Source organism: Pseudomonas sp. SBB6, from assembly GCF_024213215.1.
In the GTDB taxonomy this organism is placed as follows: domain Bacteria; phylum Pseudomonadota; class Gammaproteobacteria; order Pseudomonadales; family Pseudomonadaceae; genus Aquipseudomonas; species Aquipseudomonas donghuensis.
The window spans coordinates 253035-268528 of record NZ_JANAVH010000003.1 but is presented as its reverse complement, the minus strand read 5'-3'; the positions used below and the strand labels follow the sequence as shown (position 1 = coordinate 268528).

The 15494-nt window shown below is 62.7% G+C and carries 15 protein-coding genes; 6 read left to right on the top strand and 9 right to left on the bottom strand.

What is annotated here, in order from left to right; translation table 11 throughout:
- The first annotated feature begins 290 nt into the window (after positions 1 to 290).
- Positions 291 to 491, top strand: coding sequence for a hypothetical protein (locus tag NLX68_RS07335; RefSeq protein ID WP_010224767.1), 201 nt, complete (start codon positions 291 to 293; stop codon positions 489 to 491).
- 5 nt (positions 492 to 496) lie between these two features.
- Here NLX68_RS07335 and NLX68_RS07330 read toward each other — a convergent pair whose 3' ends face one another.
- Complete coding sequence (locus NLX68_RS07330) at positions 497 to 913, bottom strand: quorum-sensing-regulated virulence factor family protein (protein WP_010224766.1); 417 nt, start codon at positions 911 to 913, stop codon at positions 497 to 499.
- Positions 914 to 1148: 235 nt separating this feature from the next.
- Here NLX68_RS07330 and NLX68_RS07325 point away from each other — a divergent pair, with 235 nt between their 5' ends.
- The 3 genes from NLX68_RS07325 to NLX68_RS07315 all read left to right on the top strand — a co-directional run bounded on the left by NLX68_RS07325 (position 1149) and on the right by NLX68_RS07315 (position 3211).
- A complete protein-coding gene (locus tag NLX68_RS07325) occupies positions 1149 to 1859 on the top strand; it encodes a tRNA-uridine aminocarboxypropyltransferase (protein ID WP_254283472.1) in 711 nt (236 codons plus the stop codon).
- Positions 1860 to 2119: 260 nt separating this feature from the next.
- On the top strand, positions 2120 to 2770 hold the full coding sequence (gene erdR, locus NLX68_RS07320; protein WP_010224764.1) for a response regulator transcription factor ErdR: 651 nt from the start codon (positions 2120 to 2122) through the stop codon (positions 2768 to 2770).
- 75 nt (positions 2771 to 2845) lie between these two features.
- Positions 2846 to 3211: a diacylglycerol kinase gene (locus NLX68_RS07315; RefSeq protein ID WP_010224763.1), complete on the top strand. Its 366-nt coding sequence runs from the start codon at positions 2846 to 2848 to the stop codon at positions 3209 to 3211.
- Here NLX68_RS07315 and NLX68_RS07310 read toward each other — a convergent pair.
- Positions 3208 to 4134 (bottom strand): LysR family transcriptional regulator, encoded by a 927-nt coding sequence (locus NLX68_RS07310; RefSeq protein WP_010224761.1) that lies wholly within the window; start codon positions 4132 to 4134, stop codon positions 3208 to 3210. The genes NLX68_RS07315 and NLX68_RS07310 overlap by 4 nt on opposite strands.
- A gap of 119 nt (positions 4135 to 4253) precedes the next feature.
- Here NLX68_RS07310 and fpr point away from each other — a divergent pair, with 119 nt between their 5' ends.
- Positions 4254 to 5033 carry a ferredoxin-NADP reductase gene (fpr, locus tag NLX68_RS07305; RefSeq protein ID WP_003222277.1) on the top strand — a complete coding sequence of 260 codons (780 nt, stop codon included), beginning with the start codon at positions 4254 to 4256 and terminating at the stop codon, positions 5031 to 5033.
- A 223-nt stretch (positions 5034 to 5256) separates the two neighbouring features.
- Here the strand turns inward: fpr and tsaA are convergent, their stop codons facing one another.
- From tsaA to rimO, 5 genes are all read right to left on the bottom strand, one after another.
- Positions 5257 to 5952: a tRNA (N6-threonylcarbamoyladenosine(37)-N6)-methyltransferase TrmO gene (gene tsaA, locus NLX68_RS07300; protein WP_254283471.1), complete on the bottom strand. Its 696-nt coding sequence runs from the start codon at positions 5950 to 5952 to the stop codon at positions 5257 to 5259.
- 7 nt (positions 5953 to 5959) lie between these two features.
- On the bottom strand, positions 5960 to 6421 hold the full coding sequence (locus tag NLX68_RS07295) for a DUF1456 family protein (RefSeq protein ID WP_010224755.1): 462 nt from the start codon (positions 6419 to 6421) through the stop codon (positions 5960 to 5962).
- A 49-nt stretch (positions 6422 to 6470) separates the two neighbouring features.
- Positions 6471 to 7181, bottom strand: a complete 711-nt coding sequence (locus NLX68_RS07290) for an rRNA pseudouridine synthase (RefSeq protein WP_010224753.1) — start codon at positions 7179 to 7181, stop codon at positions 6471 to 6473.
- 130 nt (positions 7182 to 7311) lie between these two features.
- Complete coding sequence (locus NLX68_RS07285) at positions 7312 to 7782, bottom strand: GNAT family N-acetyltransferase (RefSeq protein WP_100783011.1); 471 nt, start codon at positions 7780 to 7782, stop codon at positions 7312 to 7314.
- Between the two features lie 89 nt (positions 7783 to 7871).
- On the bottom strand, positions 7872 to 9209 hold the full coding sequence (rimO, locus tag NLX68_RS07280) for a 30S ribosomal protein S12 methylthiotransferase RimO (RefSeq protein WP_254283470.1): 1338 nt from the start codon (positions 9207 to 9209) through the stop codon (positions 7872 to 7874).
- Between the two features lie 268 nt (positions 9210 to 9477).
- Between rimO and NLX68_RS07275 the strand changes: the two genes are divergently transcribed.
- Positions 9478 to 11376 carry a potassium transporter Kup gene (locus NLX68_RS07275; RefSeq protein ID WP_254283469.1) on the top strand — a complete coding sequence of 633 codons (1899 nt, stop codon included), beginning with the start codon at positions 9478 to 9480 and terminating at the stop codon, positions 11374 to 11376.
- A gap of 110 nt (positions 11377 to 11486) precedes the next feature.
- Here the strand turns inward: NLX68_RS07275 and NLX68_RS07270 are convergent, their stop codons facing one another.
- Together NLX68_RS07270 and mprF are read right to left on the bottom strand one after the other, a co-directional pair.
- Complete coding sequence (locus NLX68_RS07270) at positions 11487 to 12782, bottom strand: virulence factor family protein (protein WP_254283468.1); 1296 nt, start codon at positions 12780 to 12782, stop codon at positions 11487 to 11489.
- On the bottom strand, positions 12782 to 15424 hold the full coding sequence (gene mprF / locus NLX68_RS07265; protein ID WP_254283467.1) for a bifunctional lysylphosphatidylglycerol flippase/synthetase MprF: 2643 nt from the start codon (positions 15422 to 15424) through the stop codon (positions 12782 to 12784). The genes NLX68_RS07270 and mprF overlap by 1 nt, the downstream gene beginning before the upstream one ends.
- Positions 15425 to 15494: the final 70 nt, after the last annotated feature.

Sequence of the window (15494 nt, the reverse complement as noted above, 5' to 3'; positions counted from 1 at the left end):
AGCAGTGCAGTAGACCTGCAAGGTCTCAGTGCAGTGGTAATGGGTCTATACAACTTATTGTTCTTCATGTGCGCAAAGCGTCGCTGGGCAACCCCCTTTGCTTGCCCGAAAAATGAAGGGTGGTTGCTATCAATCTAGACCCTGACACGCGTTTATGCCGAATGATACGAGCGAGACACGCCACCAGGCGGCGCTTGAGCACAGACCGCTCGTCAGCTGGGATCCAATCATTGCGCGAGGGTGGTTAACTGAAGTTCAGAGCGACAGTCGCGGTGCAGGGAGGCTGCAACATGCAACGGCTTGATCTAGAGCTCGACGAGCAGCTATACCAGTTGCTGGAGCGTGCAGCCCAGGCCAATAACCTGAGCCTTGAACAGGAGTGCCTGCGGCGGCTGGGGGGAGGGGAGCGGCACTCGCGGTACATCCAGGCCCTGGTGGCCGAACTGCGCGCCGATGAAAAACAACGGCGCGACAGGGAGCGGGTTGCCTAAGGCGGTTACTTCTTGACGGTCAGGCCACAACTGGCGGCATTGAACGCTTGTTCACCCACCATGCGGTTGCTCTTGTACTCGGTGAAGCGATAGGTCAACACCGCGCCTTTGGCCAGCAACTGGCGAAAACCGCTGTTCTTGCACACGCTGGCGCCCAACTGGTCGCGAACCTTGTCCGGGTTGGCCTGCATTTGCTGGGCGTGGCTGGCGCGTACGCTCAGGTGGTTGATCAGTTGTTTGCCTTCAACGGTATAGCCTTGGTCGAGGATGTCTTCGTTGATCGCCCGCGGCGTGCCCACGCTGCTCTGCGTGGCAACTTTTTGCAGCATCTGGCTCAGCTCGTATTCCTGCTTGGACGCGGCATTGGCCGCCAGGGGCAGGGCGAGCAACAGGCTCAGGGACGGGACGATGAAACGCAGCATGTATCTCTCCTGGTTCGGTAACTGGCAATTGGACCAACAACGGCGCACGGTGTTCCGTCACGGCGCAACGGCAATGCCAGCGGGTAGCGACAGGTTGAAGATTATAGGGAGTCGCCGCTATAGCTGCACGGCAATTCCCCTCAACCCGTAAGCAGGCTCTGATAAACTGCGTGGGTTTCCCGTCTTGCCGAGTCCGTGCAGTGCCATCCCTTTCTTGCTTACGTTGCGCCCAGTCATGAGCCATGCCGTATCGCGCCTGCGCGCCGAACGCTTGGCACGCAGTGTCAAACCCTTCGTTGCCCGCGGCTCTCGGGCGCCACGCTGCCCGCAGTGCCGGGTCATTTTCAGCTATTGCCTATGCGCCTGGCGCCCGCAAGTGCCGGCCGACTCGGGCATTTGCCTGTTGATGCATGACACCGAGCCACTCAAGCCGACCAACACCGGTTGGCTGATCGCCGACCTGATTGCCGACACCTCGGCATTCGGCTGGCAGCGAACGGCCGTCGACGAGTCGCTGCTGGCCTTGCTCGATCAACCGCACTGGCAGCCTTACATCGTCTTCCCCGGCGAGTTCGTCGAGCCTGGGCGGGTGGTCAACGAGGTGGTACGTACGCCGGGCAAGCGTCCGCTGTTCATTCTGCTGGACGCCACCTGGACCGAAGCACGCAAGATGTTTCGCAAGAGCCCGTACCTCAACCGCTTCCCGGTGCTGAGCCTGCAACCTGAGCAGATATCGCGCTATCGCCTGCGCCGCTCCAAGCGTGACGATCACTTCTGCACCGCCGAAGTGGCGGCCATGTGCCTGGAGCTGGCTGGTGATCAACGCGCAGCACAAGCGCTGGACGCCTACCTGGATGTGTTTACCACCCATTACCTGAGCGCCAAGCATCAATTGCCGCTGGATGAGCAGGATACCGTGCACCAGCGTTTGCATACCTTCCTATAGTACAAGGGGCAGGCGCGGGACTTTGTTGCATAATGGGCAGATTGGTGGCCAGGGTCGGCGAGCGCGGCGGGTATTGAACTTGACCACCCGGTCCGGGCTCGGCATCCTTGGCGCCGATTCGGGCACGACGAAGGCTTGAAACGCTGTTTTTCCTGGCCTCGATGTGCCTGTTGGGCATACGGCGTCGCCGTAGCCCCGAGTTGCCCGCCAGGCGCCTATTCTTCCTTCCTGCGCCTGCACAGAACAGGATCATTAGATCGATGGCCACATACGAAATCCTGATTGCCGATGACCACCCGCTGTTTCGCAGCGCGCTGCGCCAGGCCGTTACCCTGGGCCTGGGCCCGGATGTACGTCTGGTTGAAGTGGCAAGCATCGCCGAACTGGAAACCCGCCTGACTGAAAAGGCCGACTGGGACTTGGTGCTGCTGGACCTGAACATGCCTGGAGCCTACGGGTTCTCCGGCCTGGTCCTGCTGCGCGGTCAGTATCCGCAGATTCCAGTGGTGATGGTTTCGGCTCAGGAAGAAGCCGCGGTCGTGGTGAAGTCTCGTGAATTCGGCGCCAGTGGCTTCATTCCCAAGTCCAGCCCCCTGGAAGTGATTCAGGACGCCGTGCAGAAGGTCCTCGACGGTGAAGTCTGGTGGCCGCCGCAGGCTTTCGAGAAAGTCGATGTGTCTGCTGAGGCCAAGGCCGCCAGTGAAGGTCTTGCGAGCCTGACGCCGCAACAGTTCCGGGTGCTGACCATGGTCTGTGAAGGTTTGTTGAACAAGCAGATTGCCTACGAGCTGAGCGTCTCGGAAGCCACCATCAAGGCCCACGTCACGGCGATCTTCCGTAAGCTCGGCGTACGTACCCGGACCCAGGCCGCCTTGCTGCTGCAACAACTGGAATCGGTTTCAGCCGGTTAAGGCCTTTGGCCTTCACGCTTTTTTAACCCCGCCTACACTAGGCTGCAGCGTTTTCAGTGGATGAAGTGACCTTCTATGTCGTCGCCTTTCAAGGGCCAGACCGGCCTTAAACGTATTTTCAATGCCGCCGGCTATTCGTTCGATGGCCTGCGCGCCGCGTTCACCGGCGAGGCAGCGTTCCGCCAGCTGGTGCTGCTCAACGTCTTGTTGATCCCGATGGCGTTCTGGCTGGATGTCAGCCGCGCCGAGCGGGCGATCCTGATCGCCGTGTGCTTGCTGGGGCTGATTGTCGAATTGCTCAATTCAGCGGTAGAGGCAGCGATCGACCGTATTTCCCTCGATCGCCACCCCTTGTCGAAGAACGCCAAGGACATGGGCAGTGCCGCCCAGCTCGTCGCCCTGAGCATGGTCGGCCTGGTCTGGGCGGTGATCCTGCTTTAAGCGATGGTCGGCAGGACGATCTCGTCGCTGCGGCTGACGCCGGCAGTAAAGCTTCTGCACAGTTCGAGAAACTCGCGCATGGCGGACGTCTGGTACTTCTGCTTGTGCCAAATGAAGAAGAACTGTCGGGCCAGGTCCAGTTCCGGGGTTTCCACCGGCACCAGGCTGCCGCGACGAAAGGCATCGCGCAGGGCCAGGCGCGAAATGCAGCCAATGCCCAGGCCCGACTCGACCGCGCGCTTGATCGCCTCGGTGTGCTCCAGTTCCAGGCGAATGTTGAGGTTGGAGCGGTGGTGACGCATGGCCTGGTCAAAGGTCAGGCGGGTGCCCGAGCCCTGTTCACGCAGGATCCAGGCCTCATGGGTGAGCTCCTCCATGCTCGCCTGGCCGCGTTTGGCCAAGGGGTGCTGAGGCGCACAGAACACCACCAGCTCATCTTCGACCCAGGGCTGGACCTCCAGGTCGGGGTGGTTGCAGTCGCCTTCGATTAGACCCAGATCAATTTCGTAGTGAGCAACCTGTTGCACGATATGCGCAGTGTTCTGTACATGCAGCTTGACCTGGCTTTCCGGGTGGATCTGCATGAAGCTGCCGATCAACAGGGTGGCCAGGTAATTGCCGATAGTGAGCGTTGCACCCACCGCCAGCGAGCCGAAACCGGACTTGCCATTGAGCAGGTCCTCGATTTCCTTGGCCTGGTCGAGCAGGGCCACCGCTTGGGGCAGCAGTTGATGGCCCAGGGCGTTGAGGCTCAGGCGTTTACCGGCGCGGTCGAACAGCTGGCAACTGGACTGGCGCTCAAGTTCGGTGATCGATGTACTGGCGGCCGATTGCGATAACGCCAGTATCCCGGCGGCCCGCGAGACGCTTTGGTACTGGGCCACGGCAACGAACACCTGGAGCTGACGAAGGGTAAATCGCATATCTATATAACCGATAAGACATATCTTGATAATTCATTTAACAGATATTGTCGCTGGCACTAAACTATTGCGCAATCGCGCTCTCGCTTAGCGCCGCGTTTTTCTTCAGGAGCCCGTACATGAGCAACATGAACCACGAACGTGTCCTCAGTGTTCACCACTGGAACGACACCCTGTTCAGCTTCAAGTGCACCCGCGATCCGGGCCTGCGCTTCGAGAACGGTCAGTTCGTGATGATCGGCCTGCAACAGCCAAACGGCCGCCCGCTCATGCGCGCCTATTCGATTGCCAGCCCTAACTGGGAAGAGCATCTGGAGTTCTTCAGCATCAAGGTGCCGGATGGCCCGCTGACCTCCCAGCTGCAGCACCTGAAGGAAGGCGATGAAATCATCATCAGCAAGAAGCCTACCGGCACCCTGGTGCTCGACGACCTGAACCCGGGCAAGCACCTGTATCTGCTGAGCACCGGCACTGGCCTGGCGCCGTTCATGAGCGTCATCCAGGACCCGGAAACCTACGAGCGCTTCGAAAAAGTCATCCTGGTCCACGGCGTGCGCTACGTCAACGAAGTCGCCTACCGCGAATTCATCACCGAGCACCTGCCGCAGAACGAGTTCTTCGGTGAGGCCCTGCGTGACAAGCTGATCTACTACCCGACCGTGACCCGCGAGCCGTTCGAGAACCAGGGCCGTCTGACCGACCTGATGCGCAGCGGCAAGCTGTTCAGCGACATCGGCCTGCCACCGATCAACCCGCAGGACGACCGCGCGATGATCTGCGGTAGCCCGAGCATGCTCGACGAGACCAGTGAAGTGCTCGATAGCTTCGGCCTGAAGATCTCGGCACGTATGCGCGAGCCAGGCGATTACCTGATCGAGCGTGCATTCGTCGAGAAGTAAGCGGCGCTGAAAACAAAAAAGCAGGCTTCGGCCTGCTTTTTTTGTGCCTGAAGTAGCGGGTCTGCATGCCGCGGACTTGTGGGCGCGGGCCTTGCCCCGCGATCGAGCGCGAAGCGGTCGCAATCCAGGCGATACCTGATGTGCTGGCTGTACTGGCCTCATCGCGGGTCAAGCCCGCTCCCACTGGCTCGCCAGCCAGGCCCAATGAAGCGCAAGACGCTACCTACAGGTCCATCACCACTTCCAGCACCCGGATCTGATCCGGCTGCGGGTAGTGCCAACGCACCTGCACATCCCAGAACTTCACCCCGTACACGCGCTCGGGCGGTGGTACCTGGTAGGCGGGGCGCGGGTCCTGGGCCAGGCATTGCTCAATCAGCTCCACCAGCGGCTCGGCAAGGCGCAAGGCGTGCTCGCGGGCCTGGGGCAGGGCCGCATCACTCCAGTGTACCGCTATCGCCTCAGGCGGCGCGTCGGCCATCTGGTTGACTGCCACGGCCACGGCGTCGGCGTAGGGGACATAGGGCTTGATGTCGAGCACCGGCGTGCCATCGAGCAAGTCGATGCCAGACAGCCAAAGGCGCCCTGCCTCGACTTTCTCCAGCCTTACCACGGACTGGCCAATGCCATTGGGCCTATGCGTCGCACGGGTAGCGAACACGCCCATGGACTTGTTGCCGCCCAGCCGTGGCGGGCGCACCTTCAGCCGTGGCTTGTCTTCCAGGGCCTGGTGGAACAGGAACAGCAGCCAGACATGGCTGACCTGCTCCAGGCCGGCCACCGCCTCGCCATTGTCATAGGGCGCCAGCAGCTCCAGCACCCCACGGGCAGCCGGCGCCAGCTGTGGCTGGCGCGGAATGGCGAATTTCTCCTTGAAGCAGGAGCGGACGTAGCCGATCGGTGCGACGCTGTAGTTCATCGCCGCTTCAGCCACGAACCCGCAGGGTCAAGCCCTTGAGGAAGTTGCGCAGCAGCTGGTCGCCGCAGGGGCGGTAGTTGTTGTGCCCGACCTTGCGGAACAGCGCGCTGAGTTCCGGCTTGGACACCGGGAAGTCGGCGGCCTTGAGGATCGCGTGCAGGTCGTCTTCCTTCAGCTCGAAGGCCACGCGCAGCTTCTTCATGACGATGTTGTTGGTCACCGGCAGTTCGATCGGCAGCGGCGGGCGGCTGTCGTCCTTGCCGCGCTTGAAAATCACCAGACCGTCGAGGAAATAGGCGATGACCTCGTCCGGGCAGCGCACGAAACCTTCTTCGTCTTCCTTCTTGAGGTAGGCGGCGATATCGGCAGTGGACACCTCGAAGCCGGTCAGCTTGATGATATCGGTGAGCTTGGCGTCGTTGACGTCCAGCAGGTAGCGCAGGCTGCGCAGTACATCGTTGTGAATCATTGGGACAATCCTGTTCAGGGGCGCCGCCCGGGTGACGGCGCCGTGTTGCTTAGAATCTTTCGCTGGTTGCCAGGTAGCGCCACTGGCCGAGTGGCAGCTTGCTCATGGCGACGCCGCCCAGGCGGATCCGGCGCATGCTCACCGGGGTGACCCCGACGCTGCTGCAGAGCAGGTTGATGAGCCCGGCGGGCGGGTTCTTCAGGACCATGCGCAAGCGCGTTTCGTTCTGCCAGCTGGCCTTGATCTTTGGCAGTTCATTGCCCTTCCAGTTGAAGCCTCGATTCAGCCGTTCCAGGCCGTGGGCAATCATCTCGCCGCTGACTTCGACGATGTATTCCTGCTCGAGCTTGGCCAGGTCGGCATTGAGCTTGCGGGTCACGCGCCAGTCCTGGGTGAACACCTGCAGGCCGCTGGCGCCTTCTTGCAATGGCGCGGCGCAGCTCAGGCGGGCGAAGTGGCCCTTGAGCGGACGACGGCTGTAGCTGTGCTCTTGCGAGAGGGTGTCGGCGCTGATGCTGGCACAGGCGCTGTCGACGTCCAGTTCGGCGGGCTGGTTGAGCAGCAGGGTGACCGGCTCCAGGGCTTCGGCTTTGGCACCCTGGCGCAGTTCGACCTTGTGCTCGGTGACCTTGAACTGCGGCTCGTCGATCACGGTGCCGTTAACCGTGACCCAGCCGCCCTCGATGTACAGTTCGGCCTCCCGCCGGGAGCAACCGACCAGTTCGATGAGGCGTTTGGAAAGGCGAATGGGTTCAGACATGACGACAGCCGTAGGCACAGGGAAAGGTGCCTATTGTAACTGCCCCGGCTGGCTTGGGGCCGGGAACATTCGTCGATCCGACCATTAATCTGCTGTTTCGCGGCATTTCAGAGGAAGATTACACAAGCCTTCAGCCGGAGCGGGCAGACTGCGTACGAATTAGCCTCATATGAAGTAGGGGGTAGGGCTGGCCCATGCCGTCCGTTTCCGAGCGGCCGACCACCTCAAAGCCCTGGTGCAGGTAGAAGCCAAGGGCCTGGGCGTTCTGCTCATTGACGTCCAGTTGCTCGGCGTGCAGCTCGTCAATGGCCACCCGCAGCAGCCGTGAGCCCAGGCCCTGGCCGCGTGCCTCGGGGTCGATGAAGAGCATCTCCACCCGCCCGCAGGCGACCCCGGCAAAGCCGCGGATACGCTGCCTGGCGTCTTTGCAGCAAATCAGCATCACCGCGTCCAGGTACTGGCTCAGCAGCAGCTCGCGCAGCAGGCAGATGTAACTGTCGGGGAGAAAGTCATGGGTGGCACGCACGGAGGCTTCCCACACCCGCGCCAGCTCCGGGTAGTCGCTGAGGCTGGGCGTCTGCACGGTCATCTGCCTGCGCATGGCGGTGCTCTCCTCGGGGCAATTGAGGAAACGATAGTTGCAAAAAAAAGCCCCGCCATTGCTGGCGGGGCTTTTTTATCGGCGCCGAATCAGATCGGTTCGGCCCACATGTCGTACTCGTCGGCGTCGGTTACCCGGCAGCGAACCGTGTCGCCCGGCTTGAAGCCGTGGTTGCCGTCGATGAACACGTTGCCGTCGATTTCCGGGGCATCGAAGAAGCTGCGGCCAACCGAGCCTTCTTCTTCGACTTCATCGATCAGCACGTCGATTTCCTTGCCGATGCGCAGTTGCAGGCGTGCGGTGCTGATGGCCTGCTGATGGGCCATGAAACGGTCCCAGCGCTCCTGCTTGATGTCGTCCGGCACTTCGTCCAGGCCCAGGTCGTTGGCCGGGGCGCCTTCGACCGGCGAGTACTGGAAGCAGCCGACGCGATCGAGCTGGGCTTCGGTCAGCCAGTCGAGCAGGTACTGGAAGTCTTCTTCGGTTTCACCCGGGAAGCCGACGATGAAGGTCGAACGGATCACCAGCTCAGGGCACTGCTCGCGCCAGTTCTTGATGCGCGCCAGGGTGCGGTCTTCGAAGGCCGGGCGCTTCATCGACTTGAGCACTTTGGGGCTTGCGTGCTGGAACGGGATATCCAGGTACGGCAGGATCTTACCGGCTGCCATCAGCGGGATCACGTCATCGACGTTCGGGTACGGGTACACATAGTGCAGGCGCACCCAGGCACCCAGGCTGCTGAGGGCTTCGCACAGCTCGAGCATGCGCGTCTTGACCGGGCGACCGTTCCAGAAGTCGGTCTTGTACTTGACGTCGACGCCGTAGGCGCTGGTGTCCTGGGAGATCACCAGGATCTCCTTGACCCCGGCCTTGACCAGGCGCTCGGCCTCGCTCAGCACTTCACCGACCGGACGGCTGACCAGCTTGCCGCGCATCGACGGGATGATGCAGAAGCTGCAGCTGTGGTTGCAGCCTTCGGAAATCTTCAGGTAGGCATAGTGGCGCGGGGTCAACTTGACGCCCTGAGGCGGTACCAGGTCGATCAGCGGGTTATGGTCCTGGCGCGGCGGCACGACTTCGTGCACGGCATTGACCACCTGCTCGTACTGCTGGGGACCGGTCACCGACAACACGCTCGGGTGCACATCGCGGATGCTGCCTTCCTCGACACCCATGCAGCCGGTGACGATGACCTTGCCGTTTTCCTTGATGGCTTCGCCAATCACTTCCAGGGACTCGGCCTTGGCGCTGTCGATGAAGCCGCAGGTGTTGACCACCACCACGTCGGCGTCCTGGTAGGTGGGCACGACTTCATAACCTTCCATGCGCAGCTGGGTCAGGATGCGCTCGGAATCGACCAGGGCCTTGGGGCAACCCAGGGAAACGAAGCCGACCTTGGGCGGGGTGGGCGTAGGGGTGGTGGACATGACTAACCTCGGTGTTGAAGGGCTTGCGGGGCCGGGCAGGCGGGCAAACCTGATGGGCGCTTTGGGCGCCTCTGATCAAAAAGTGCGCAATTCTAGCGAGCGCAAAGTCACTTGACCAGCAGAAATACGACGAACGCTCAGCTATGCTTCGCGGCGATATGCCTGCGTTTGTGTCGGGTCCTGGCAGTGCCGGCGGCGCCGTAGCAGAAATCATAGCGTCTGGCGCGAATCTTACCGGCCTCAAGGGTCTTGGTTGCGGGAGTGGTGGATGGTTCAGGCAAGCAGTCAGACCGATAGCGGGCATTCATCGGCGAAACCGCTGAGCCTGCTGGTGGCGGCAGTGGGGGTGGTCTATGGCGATATTGGCACCAGCCCGTTGTACACCCTCAAGGAGGTGTTCTCTGGCGGTTACGGGGTGCCGGTCAACCATGATGGGGTGCTGGGCATCCTGGCGTTGATTCTCTGGTCGCTGATCTGGGTGGTTTCGATCAAGTATGTGTTGTTCATCCTGCGCGCCGATAACCAGGGCGAGGGCGGCATCATGGCCCTTACCGCCCTGGCCCGGCGCGCCTCGGCGCCTTATCCGAAACTCAAGGTATTGATGGTCGGCTGCGGGCTGATCGGTGCGGCGCTGTTCTATGGCGACAGCATGATCACCCCGGCGATTTCGGTATTGTCGGCGGTAGAGGGCCTGGAGCTGGCGTTTGAGGGTATCGAACACTGGGTGATTCCAGTGGCGTTGATCGTGCTGGTGGCGCTGTTCCTGATCCAGAAGCACGGCACCGCGCGCATCGGTATTCTCTTCGGGCCAGTGATGGTCACCTGGTTCGTGGTGCTGGGGGCGCTGGGCGTGCATGGCATCCTCCAGAGCCCGGAGGTGCTCAAGGCCTTCAACCCGGTCTGGGCAGTGCGCTTCTTTATCGTCCATCCGGGCATGGGCGTGGCCATTCTCGGCGCCGTGGTGCTGGCCCTGACGGGCGCTGAAGCGCTGTATGCCGACATGGGCCATTTCGGTCGCAAACCCATTGCCCGCGCCTGGTTCGCCCTGGTGCTGCCGGCGCTGGTACTCAACTACTTTGGCCAGGGCGCCTTGCTGCTACAGACCCCGGAGGCGGCGCGCAACCCGTTCTACTTGCTGGCGCCGAACTGGGCGCTGATACCGTTGGTCGGCTTGTCCACCCTGGCCACGGTAATCGCCTCCCAGGCGGTGATTTCCGGCGCCTTCTCCCTGACCCGTCAGGCCATCCAGCTCGGCTACGTGCCGCGCATGCAGATCCAGCACACCTCCAGCGACGAGCAGGGGCAGATCTACATCGGAGCGGTGAACTGGTCGCTGATGGTCGGGGTGATCCTTCTGGTGCTGGGCTTCGAGTCTTCCGGGGCGTTGGCGTCGGCCTACGGCGTGGCCGTGACCGGAACCATGCTGATGACCACCTTGCTGGTGTCCACCGTGATGCTGCTGTTGTGGAAATGGCCGCCATTGCTGGCGGTCCCGATCCTGCTGGGCTTTCTCTTTGTCGATGGCCTGTTCTTCGCCGCGAACGTGCCGAAAGTGGTGCAGGGTGGGGCTTTTCCGGTACTGGCGGGGATTGTCCTGTTCGTGCTGATGACCACCTGGAAGCGCGGCAAGCAGATCCTGGTCGAGCGCCTGGACGAAGGTAGCTTGCCGCTGCCGCTGTTCATCGGCAGCATTCGCGTGCAGCCGCCGCATCGGGTCGAAGGCACTGCGGTGTTCCTGACTGCGCGGGCGGATGCCGTGCCCCATGCCTTGCTGCACAACATGTTGCACAACCAGGTGCTGCATTCACAGGTGGTGCTGCTGACCGTGGTCAGCGAGGACACCCCACGGGTGCCGGCGCAGCAGCGCTTTGAAGTCGAGGCGTATGGGGAGGGTTTTTACCGGGTGCTGTTGCACTTTGGCTTCATGGACGAGCCGGATGTGCCCGCGGCGTTGAAGCTGTGTCATCTGGAAGGGCTGGATTTCAGCCCGATGCGTACCACCTATTTCCTCAGCCGCGAGACGGTGATTGCGTCGCGGCTGGTGGGCATGGCGCGTTGGCGGGGGCTGTTGTTTGCCTTTTTGCTGAAGAATGCCAACGGCAACTTGAGGTTCTTCAATTTGCCGTTGAACCGGGTGATCGAACTGGGGACTCAGGTCGAAATCTGAGTTGCCAGTGGTCGGGGCTGCTGTGCAGCCCATCGCTGGCAAGACCAGCTCCCACAGGTTCGGTGCACACAGGGCCACTGTAGGAGCGGGTTTGACCCGCGATGGGGCGTTCAGTTCTGCTCGGCGACGCTGGTCTTGCCCTGGCGGTTCTCGATGTCACCAATCAAGCGCTTGGCCAGCGCCGGGTAGTTTTCGTCAAAGTGATGCCCGCCGGGCAGCTTCAGGCGCTCGCCGACGGCGGTATGGTCGGTACAGCCGCTCTCGTCCGCCTCTTCCTCGCCATACACGCAGACCACCTTGGCGGCCGGCAATTTGGCCATCTCCGGCCCGGTCGGTGCTTCCTTGCCGGCATTGCCCAGCCAGCCTTCGACTTCGATTTCGAAGCTGCCACTGCGGGCAAAGGCCAGCAGGATCACCGCATCGATGCGCTTCTGGTCTTCGGCTGGCAAGCGGTTGTAGATCGCCGGCAACACGTCGGCACCGAAGGAGTAGCCGGTCAGCACGAAACGTTTGGTGCCCCACTTCTGCCGGTAGTGCTGCATCAGTTCGGAGAGGTCGATGGCACTCTGTTCCGGGGTCTTGTGTTGCCAGTAGTAGCGCAGGGTGTCGATGCCGACCACCGGGTAGCCGAGCTTGGCCATCTCACCGGCCACGTCGCGGTCCAGGTCACGCCAGCCGCCATCGCCAGAAAGAAACAGGGTCACGGTATCGGTGGTCTGCCCGGCAGGCACCTCGACCACCGGGATGCTCATGGCGTTGCCATCCTCCCCCACCAGCGCCTGGGTCAGTTGGGCCTTGAGCACTTGCGGCAGATGGATGTCATAGTCGCTGATGCTGGTCTCGGCATTCGGCTGATCGCGGACGAAGGCCGCGCTGGCGTCATCCGGGTTGTCGTTCCAGGCCACGCTCCAGTGGCCGTGGGCGGCAGACTTGGGCAGCGGCGTGGCGCAGCCGGGTTGTTCGAGCGTGAAGTCCACCGAGATTGCCTGGGCCTTGTCATCGGTCTGATTGGCAAGCCAGTTCCAGGCCTGGGCCGCTCCAGGCCCGATCCCGGCCACCAGGGTCGGGGTGCCCTGGAGTTGTTGCAGTGCCTGCTGAAGGGCTTGCTGCTGCTTGCTGCAATCGGCAGGTGGAAGGATCACCTGGACCATCTGCGCTTCACCGCTCTGGCTCAGGTCGAGCAGTTGCTTCTCGCTCAGGGCCTGGTCCTGGGGTACGGCGATGGCCACTCGCGCCCTGGCGCGGGTGCCCGGGTTGACCCGGATCAGGCTGCTGCCATCGCTCAGGCTCAGGTGTTCCAGGCTCGCCTCGGGAGCCGGGCGGGTCCACAGCCAGAAGCCCAGGGCGGCAGCCAGCAAGGCCAACAGCAGGGGTACCAGTAGATACAGCCAGTAACGTCGAATCATCAGCGTTTCACCAATCCAGTCAGGCCGCCCGCGATCAGGGCGGCGGTGTCGGCCAGTGCCACCAGCGGATCGAGTCCGGCCGGCACGGCCATGTAGCGAGGTTCCCAGTCCGGCTGGAACTTGTCCTTGAAGCGGCGCAGCCCCTGGAAGTTGTAGAGTTGCTCGCCGCGCTGGAACACCATCGAGCCCAGGCGCTGGGTCAGTGGCGCGCCGCGCCGTGGTTGCAGCCCGGAAAGGGGCACCATACCCAGGCTGAAGCGCCCATAGCCGTGCTGCTTATAGTGCTGGATCAAGCCGATCATCATGTATTCCATGGTCAGCTTCGGCGCTTCGGGATGGGCGCGCATCAGGTCGAGGCTGGCCAGTTCCAGGCTGCGGGTTTCCAGCAGGTTGGCAAACGCTACCGGGCGCCCTTCGAAGCGGATCAGGGCAATGCGAAAGTGTTGCAGGTACTCAGGGCTGAAGCGGCCAAGGGAGAAGCCTTTCTCGCGCACGTTCTTGCCGCTGAGCCAGGCATCGGAGATGGCCTTGAGTTCTGCCAGCGGGGCTTGCCCCGGCTCGTGCACTTCGAGGCTGAGACCGTCGCGGCCGCCGCGGTTCCAGGTGTAGCGCAGGTCTTTCATCTCCTTGCCTTTGGCGTCGAGGTCAAAGCGCTTGAGGTCGACCCGGGCCTCTTCGCCCAGTTTGATTGCGGTCAGGCCGATGTCCATATAGAAGGGCAGGTTCTCCGCGCGCACCTGGTAGAACACCGGGCGGGCGTGATGCACGTCGCACAGGTCGCGGAACTGCCAGATCATCTCGGCGCGCTCATGAGCCGGGCCGATCGGGTCATACAGCGCCACCAGGCTGCGACCACGGCGGGCATACATGAGGAAGGCATCGTCATTGGGGTGGAACAGCAAGGCCTTGTCGCCGGTCAGTGCCAGGCCGCCGTCGGGTTGATCGGAGGCTTGCAGGATAGCGTTGGCGCGTTGCAGCTCTTCGCTCGTGGGCAGGTGGATGACTGGCCGTGCGGTGCGCAGCAACCAGGTCAGGGCGACGATCACCAGCAGCACCGCGCTGCCCAGTGCCGAGCGCAAGCCGCGTGGGGCATCGGCGTCGAGGGTGAACTGCCACCAGAGTTGATGGCTGTACGGCACATCCTGATAGGCAAACAGCAGCAGCCATACCGACGCGCCCAGTACGCAGGCGCTCGCGGCAAGATAAACCGGCGAGAACGGCAGTTCCAGCAGGCGGCTGGGGCGGTAGAAGGAGCGCCGGAAGACGGCCAGCAGGCAGGCGGTAAAGGTCAGGATGCTGGCCTCTTCCCAGTCGAAGCCCTTGAGCAGCGAGAGCAGGGCGCCGACCAGCAAGAGGATGGTGGTCAGTATCCAGGCGGCCGACAGGCGCCGCCGCAGGCCCTGGGCCAGCAGCAGGCACAGTACGCCAATCAGGCTGGCGCCGAAGTGCGAGGCGTCGATCAAGCGGTGCGGCACCAGGAACCCCAGGTGTTTCAGGCGCTCATCAATTTCCGGCGTGGCGCCTGAGAACAGCAGCACCACGCCGGAGAGAAACACCAGCACCGCCAGCACCGGGGCTGCCAGCCCGGACGCCGCCCTGATCGCCTGCTGGGCAAACAGCAGGCGCCTGGCTTCGCTGGCAAGCAACAGGACGCAGGCCAGCAGCAGTGGCAATACCACGTAGATCAGGCGATACAGCAGCAGGGCGGCGGCCAGCGGTGCAGCCCCCAGCTGGTCGGCAAAGGCCGCCAGCAGGATCGCCTCGAAGACCCCGACGCCGCCGGGCACATGGCTGAGTACCCCGGCCGCCAACGCCAGCAGATACACCAGCAGGAAGGCGCCAAATGGCGGCGTCTCCGGCAACAGCAGGTAAAGCACCGTGGCGGCAGCGGCAACGTCCAGGGCGGTAATCAGCAGTTGCAGCAGGCTCAGGCGCGCGCCGGGCAGGCGCAAGGTGCGCCGGCCTGCTTGCACCAGCAGGTTGTCAGCCAATGGTTGTTCGGGCAGTCGTCGACGGTAAAGGCCATAGACCAGCGCCGCGCTCAGACCAAGTACTGCCAGGGCGATCGCTGCCAGCAGCGCAGGCGAAAGGTGCAAGGCTGAAGCGGTGGCAGGCAGGTTGCTCAAGGTTGCCAATGCCGCCAGGGGCGGCAAGGCGCAGCCGAGGGACAGGCTGGCGAACAGGGTCATCCGTGCCACTTCTGCGGCCCCGATGCCATGGCGGGCGTACAGGCGATAGCGCACCGAACCACCGGACAGCAGCGACAGGCCGATGGCGTTGCCGATGGCAAAGGCACTGAAACCGCCCATGACCAGGGTGCGCGTCGGCAACTGAACGCCGGCGTAGCGGCTGGCCGACCACTCATAACCGAGCAGTATGACAAAGCCTGCAACCGTGGCCAGCAACGCGCCGGCCAATGCTGCTGGCGGCACGCTGAGCAGCGAATCGTGCAGGGCATAGATGTCCAGCTCGCTGAGCAGATGACGGCAGGCGATCAGTGCGACAGCGAACAGCAGCAAGGTCACGCCCAGGCCGATGGGCTGGCGATACTTGCTCAGGCGTTCGAGCCAGCGCAGGCGATGCTCGGCATTGGGCAGTGCGGCAGTAACAGGAGCTTGTGTTTCGGGTGTCTGGGTGCGCATCAACCACCTCGTGGCTTGCGCGCGACAAGCAGGGTGTATCCGGTCAAAGTACCAATCCCTATGGAGATGT

What these genes read in the sequence shown, in the direction of transcription:
- NLX68_RS07335 (WP_010224767.1), top strand. Translation starts at nt 291, where the DNA reads ATGCAACGGCTTGATCTAGAGCTCGACGAGCAGCTATACCAGTTGCTG.
- NLX68_RS07330 (WP_010224766.1), bottom strand. Translation starts at nt 913, where the DNA reads ATGCTGCGTTTCATCGTCCCGTCCCTGAGCCTGTTGCTCGCCCTGCCC.
- NLX68_RS07325 (WP_254283472.1), top strand. Translation starts at nt 1,149, where the DNA reads ATGAGCCATGCCGTATCGCGCCTGCGCGCCGAACGCTTGGCACGCAGT.
- erdR (WP_010224764.1), top strand. Translation starts at nt 2,120, where the DNA reads ATGGCCACATACGAAATCCTGATTGCCGATGACCACCCGCTGTTTCGC.
- NLX68_RS07315 (WP_010224763.1), top strand. Translation starts at nt 2,846, where the DNA reads ATGTCGTCGCCTTTCAAGGGCCAGACCGGCCTTAAACGTATTTTCAAT.
- NLX68_RS07310 (WP_010224761.1), bottom strand. Translation starts at nt 4,134, where the DNA reads ATGCGATTTACCCTTCGTCAGCTCCAGGTGTTCGTTGCCGTGGCCCAG.
- fpr (WP_003222277.1), top strand. Translation starts at nt 4,254, where the DNA reads ATGAGCAACATGAACCACGAACGTGTCCTCAGTGTTCACCACTGGAAC.
- tsaA (WP_254283471.1), bottom strand. Translation starts at nt 5,952, where the DNA reads ATGAACTACAGCGTCGCACCGATCGGCTACGTCCGCTCCTGCTTCAAG.
- NLX68_RS07295 (WP_010224755.1), bottom strand. Translation starts at nt 6,421, where the DNA reads ATGATTCACAACGATGTACTGCGCAGCCTGCGCTACCTGCTGGACGTC.
- NLX68_RS07290 (WP_010224753.1), bottom strand. Translation starts at nt 7,181, where the DNA reads ATGTCTGAACCCATTCGCCTTTCCAAACGCCTCATCGAACTGGTCGGT.
- NLX68_RS07285 (WP_100783011.1), bottom strand. Translation starts at nt 7,782, where the DNA reads ATGCGCAGGCAGATGACCGTGCAGACGCCCAGCCTCAGCGACTACCCG.
- rimO (WP_254283470.1), bottom strand. Translation starts at nt 9,209, where the DNA reads ATGTCCACCACCCCTACGCCCACCCCGCCCAAGGTCGGCTTCGTTTCC.
- NLX68_RS07275 (WP_254283469.1), top strand. Translation starts at nt 9,478, where the DNA reads ATGGTTCAGGCAAGCAGTCAGACCGATAGCGGGCATTCATCGGCGAAA.
- NLX68_RS07270 (WP_254283468.1), bottom strand. Translation starts at nt 12,782, where the DNA reads ATGATTCGACGTTACTGGCTGTATCTACTGGTACCCCTGCTGTTGGCC.
- mprF (WP_254283467.1), bottom strand. Translation starts at nt 15,424, where the DNA reads ATGCGCACCCAGACACCCGAAACACAAGCTCCTGTTACTGCCGCACTG.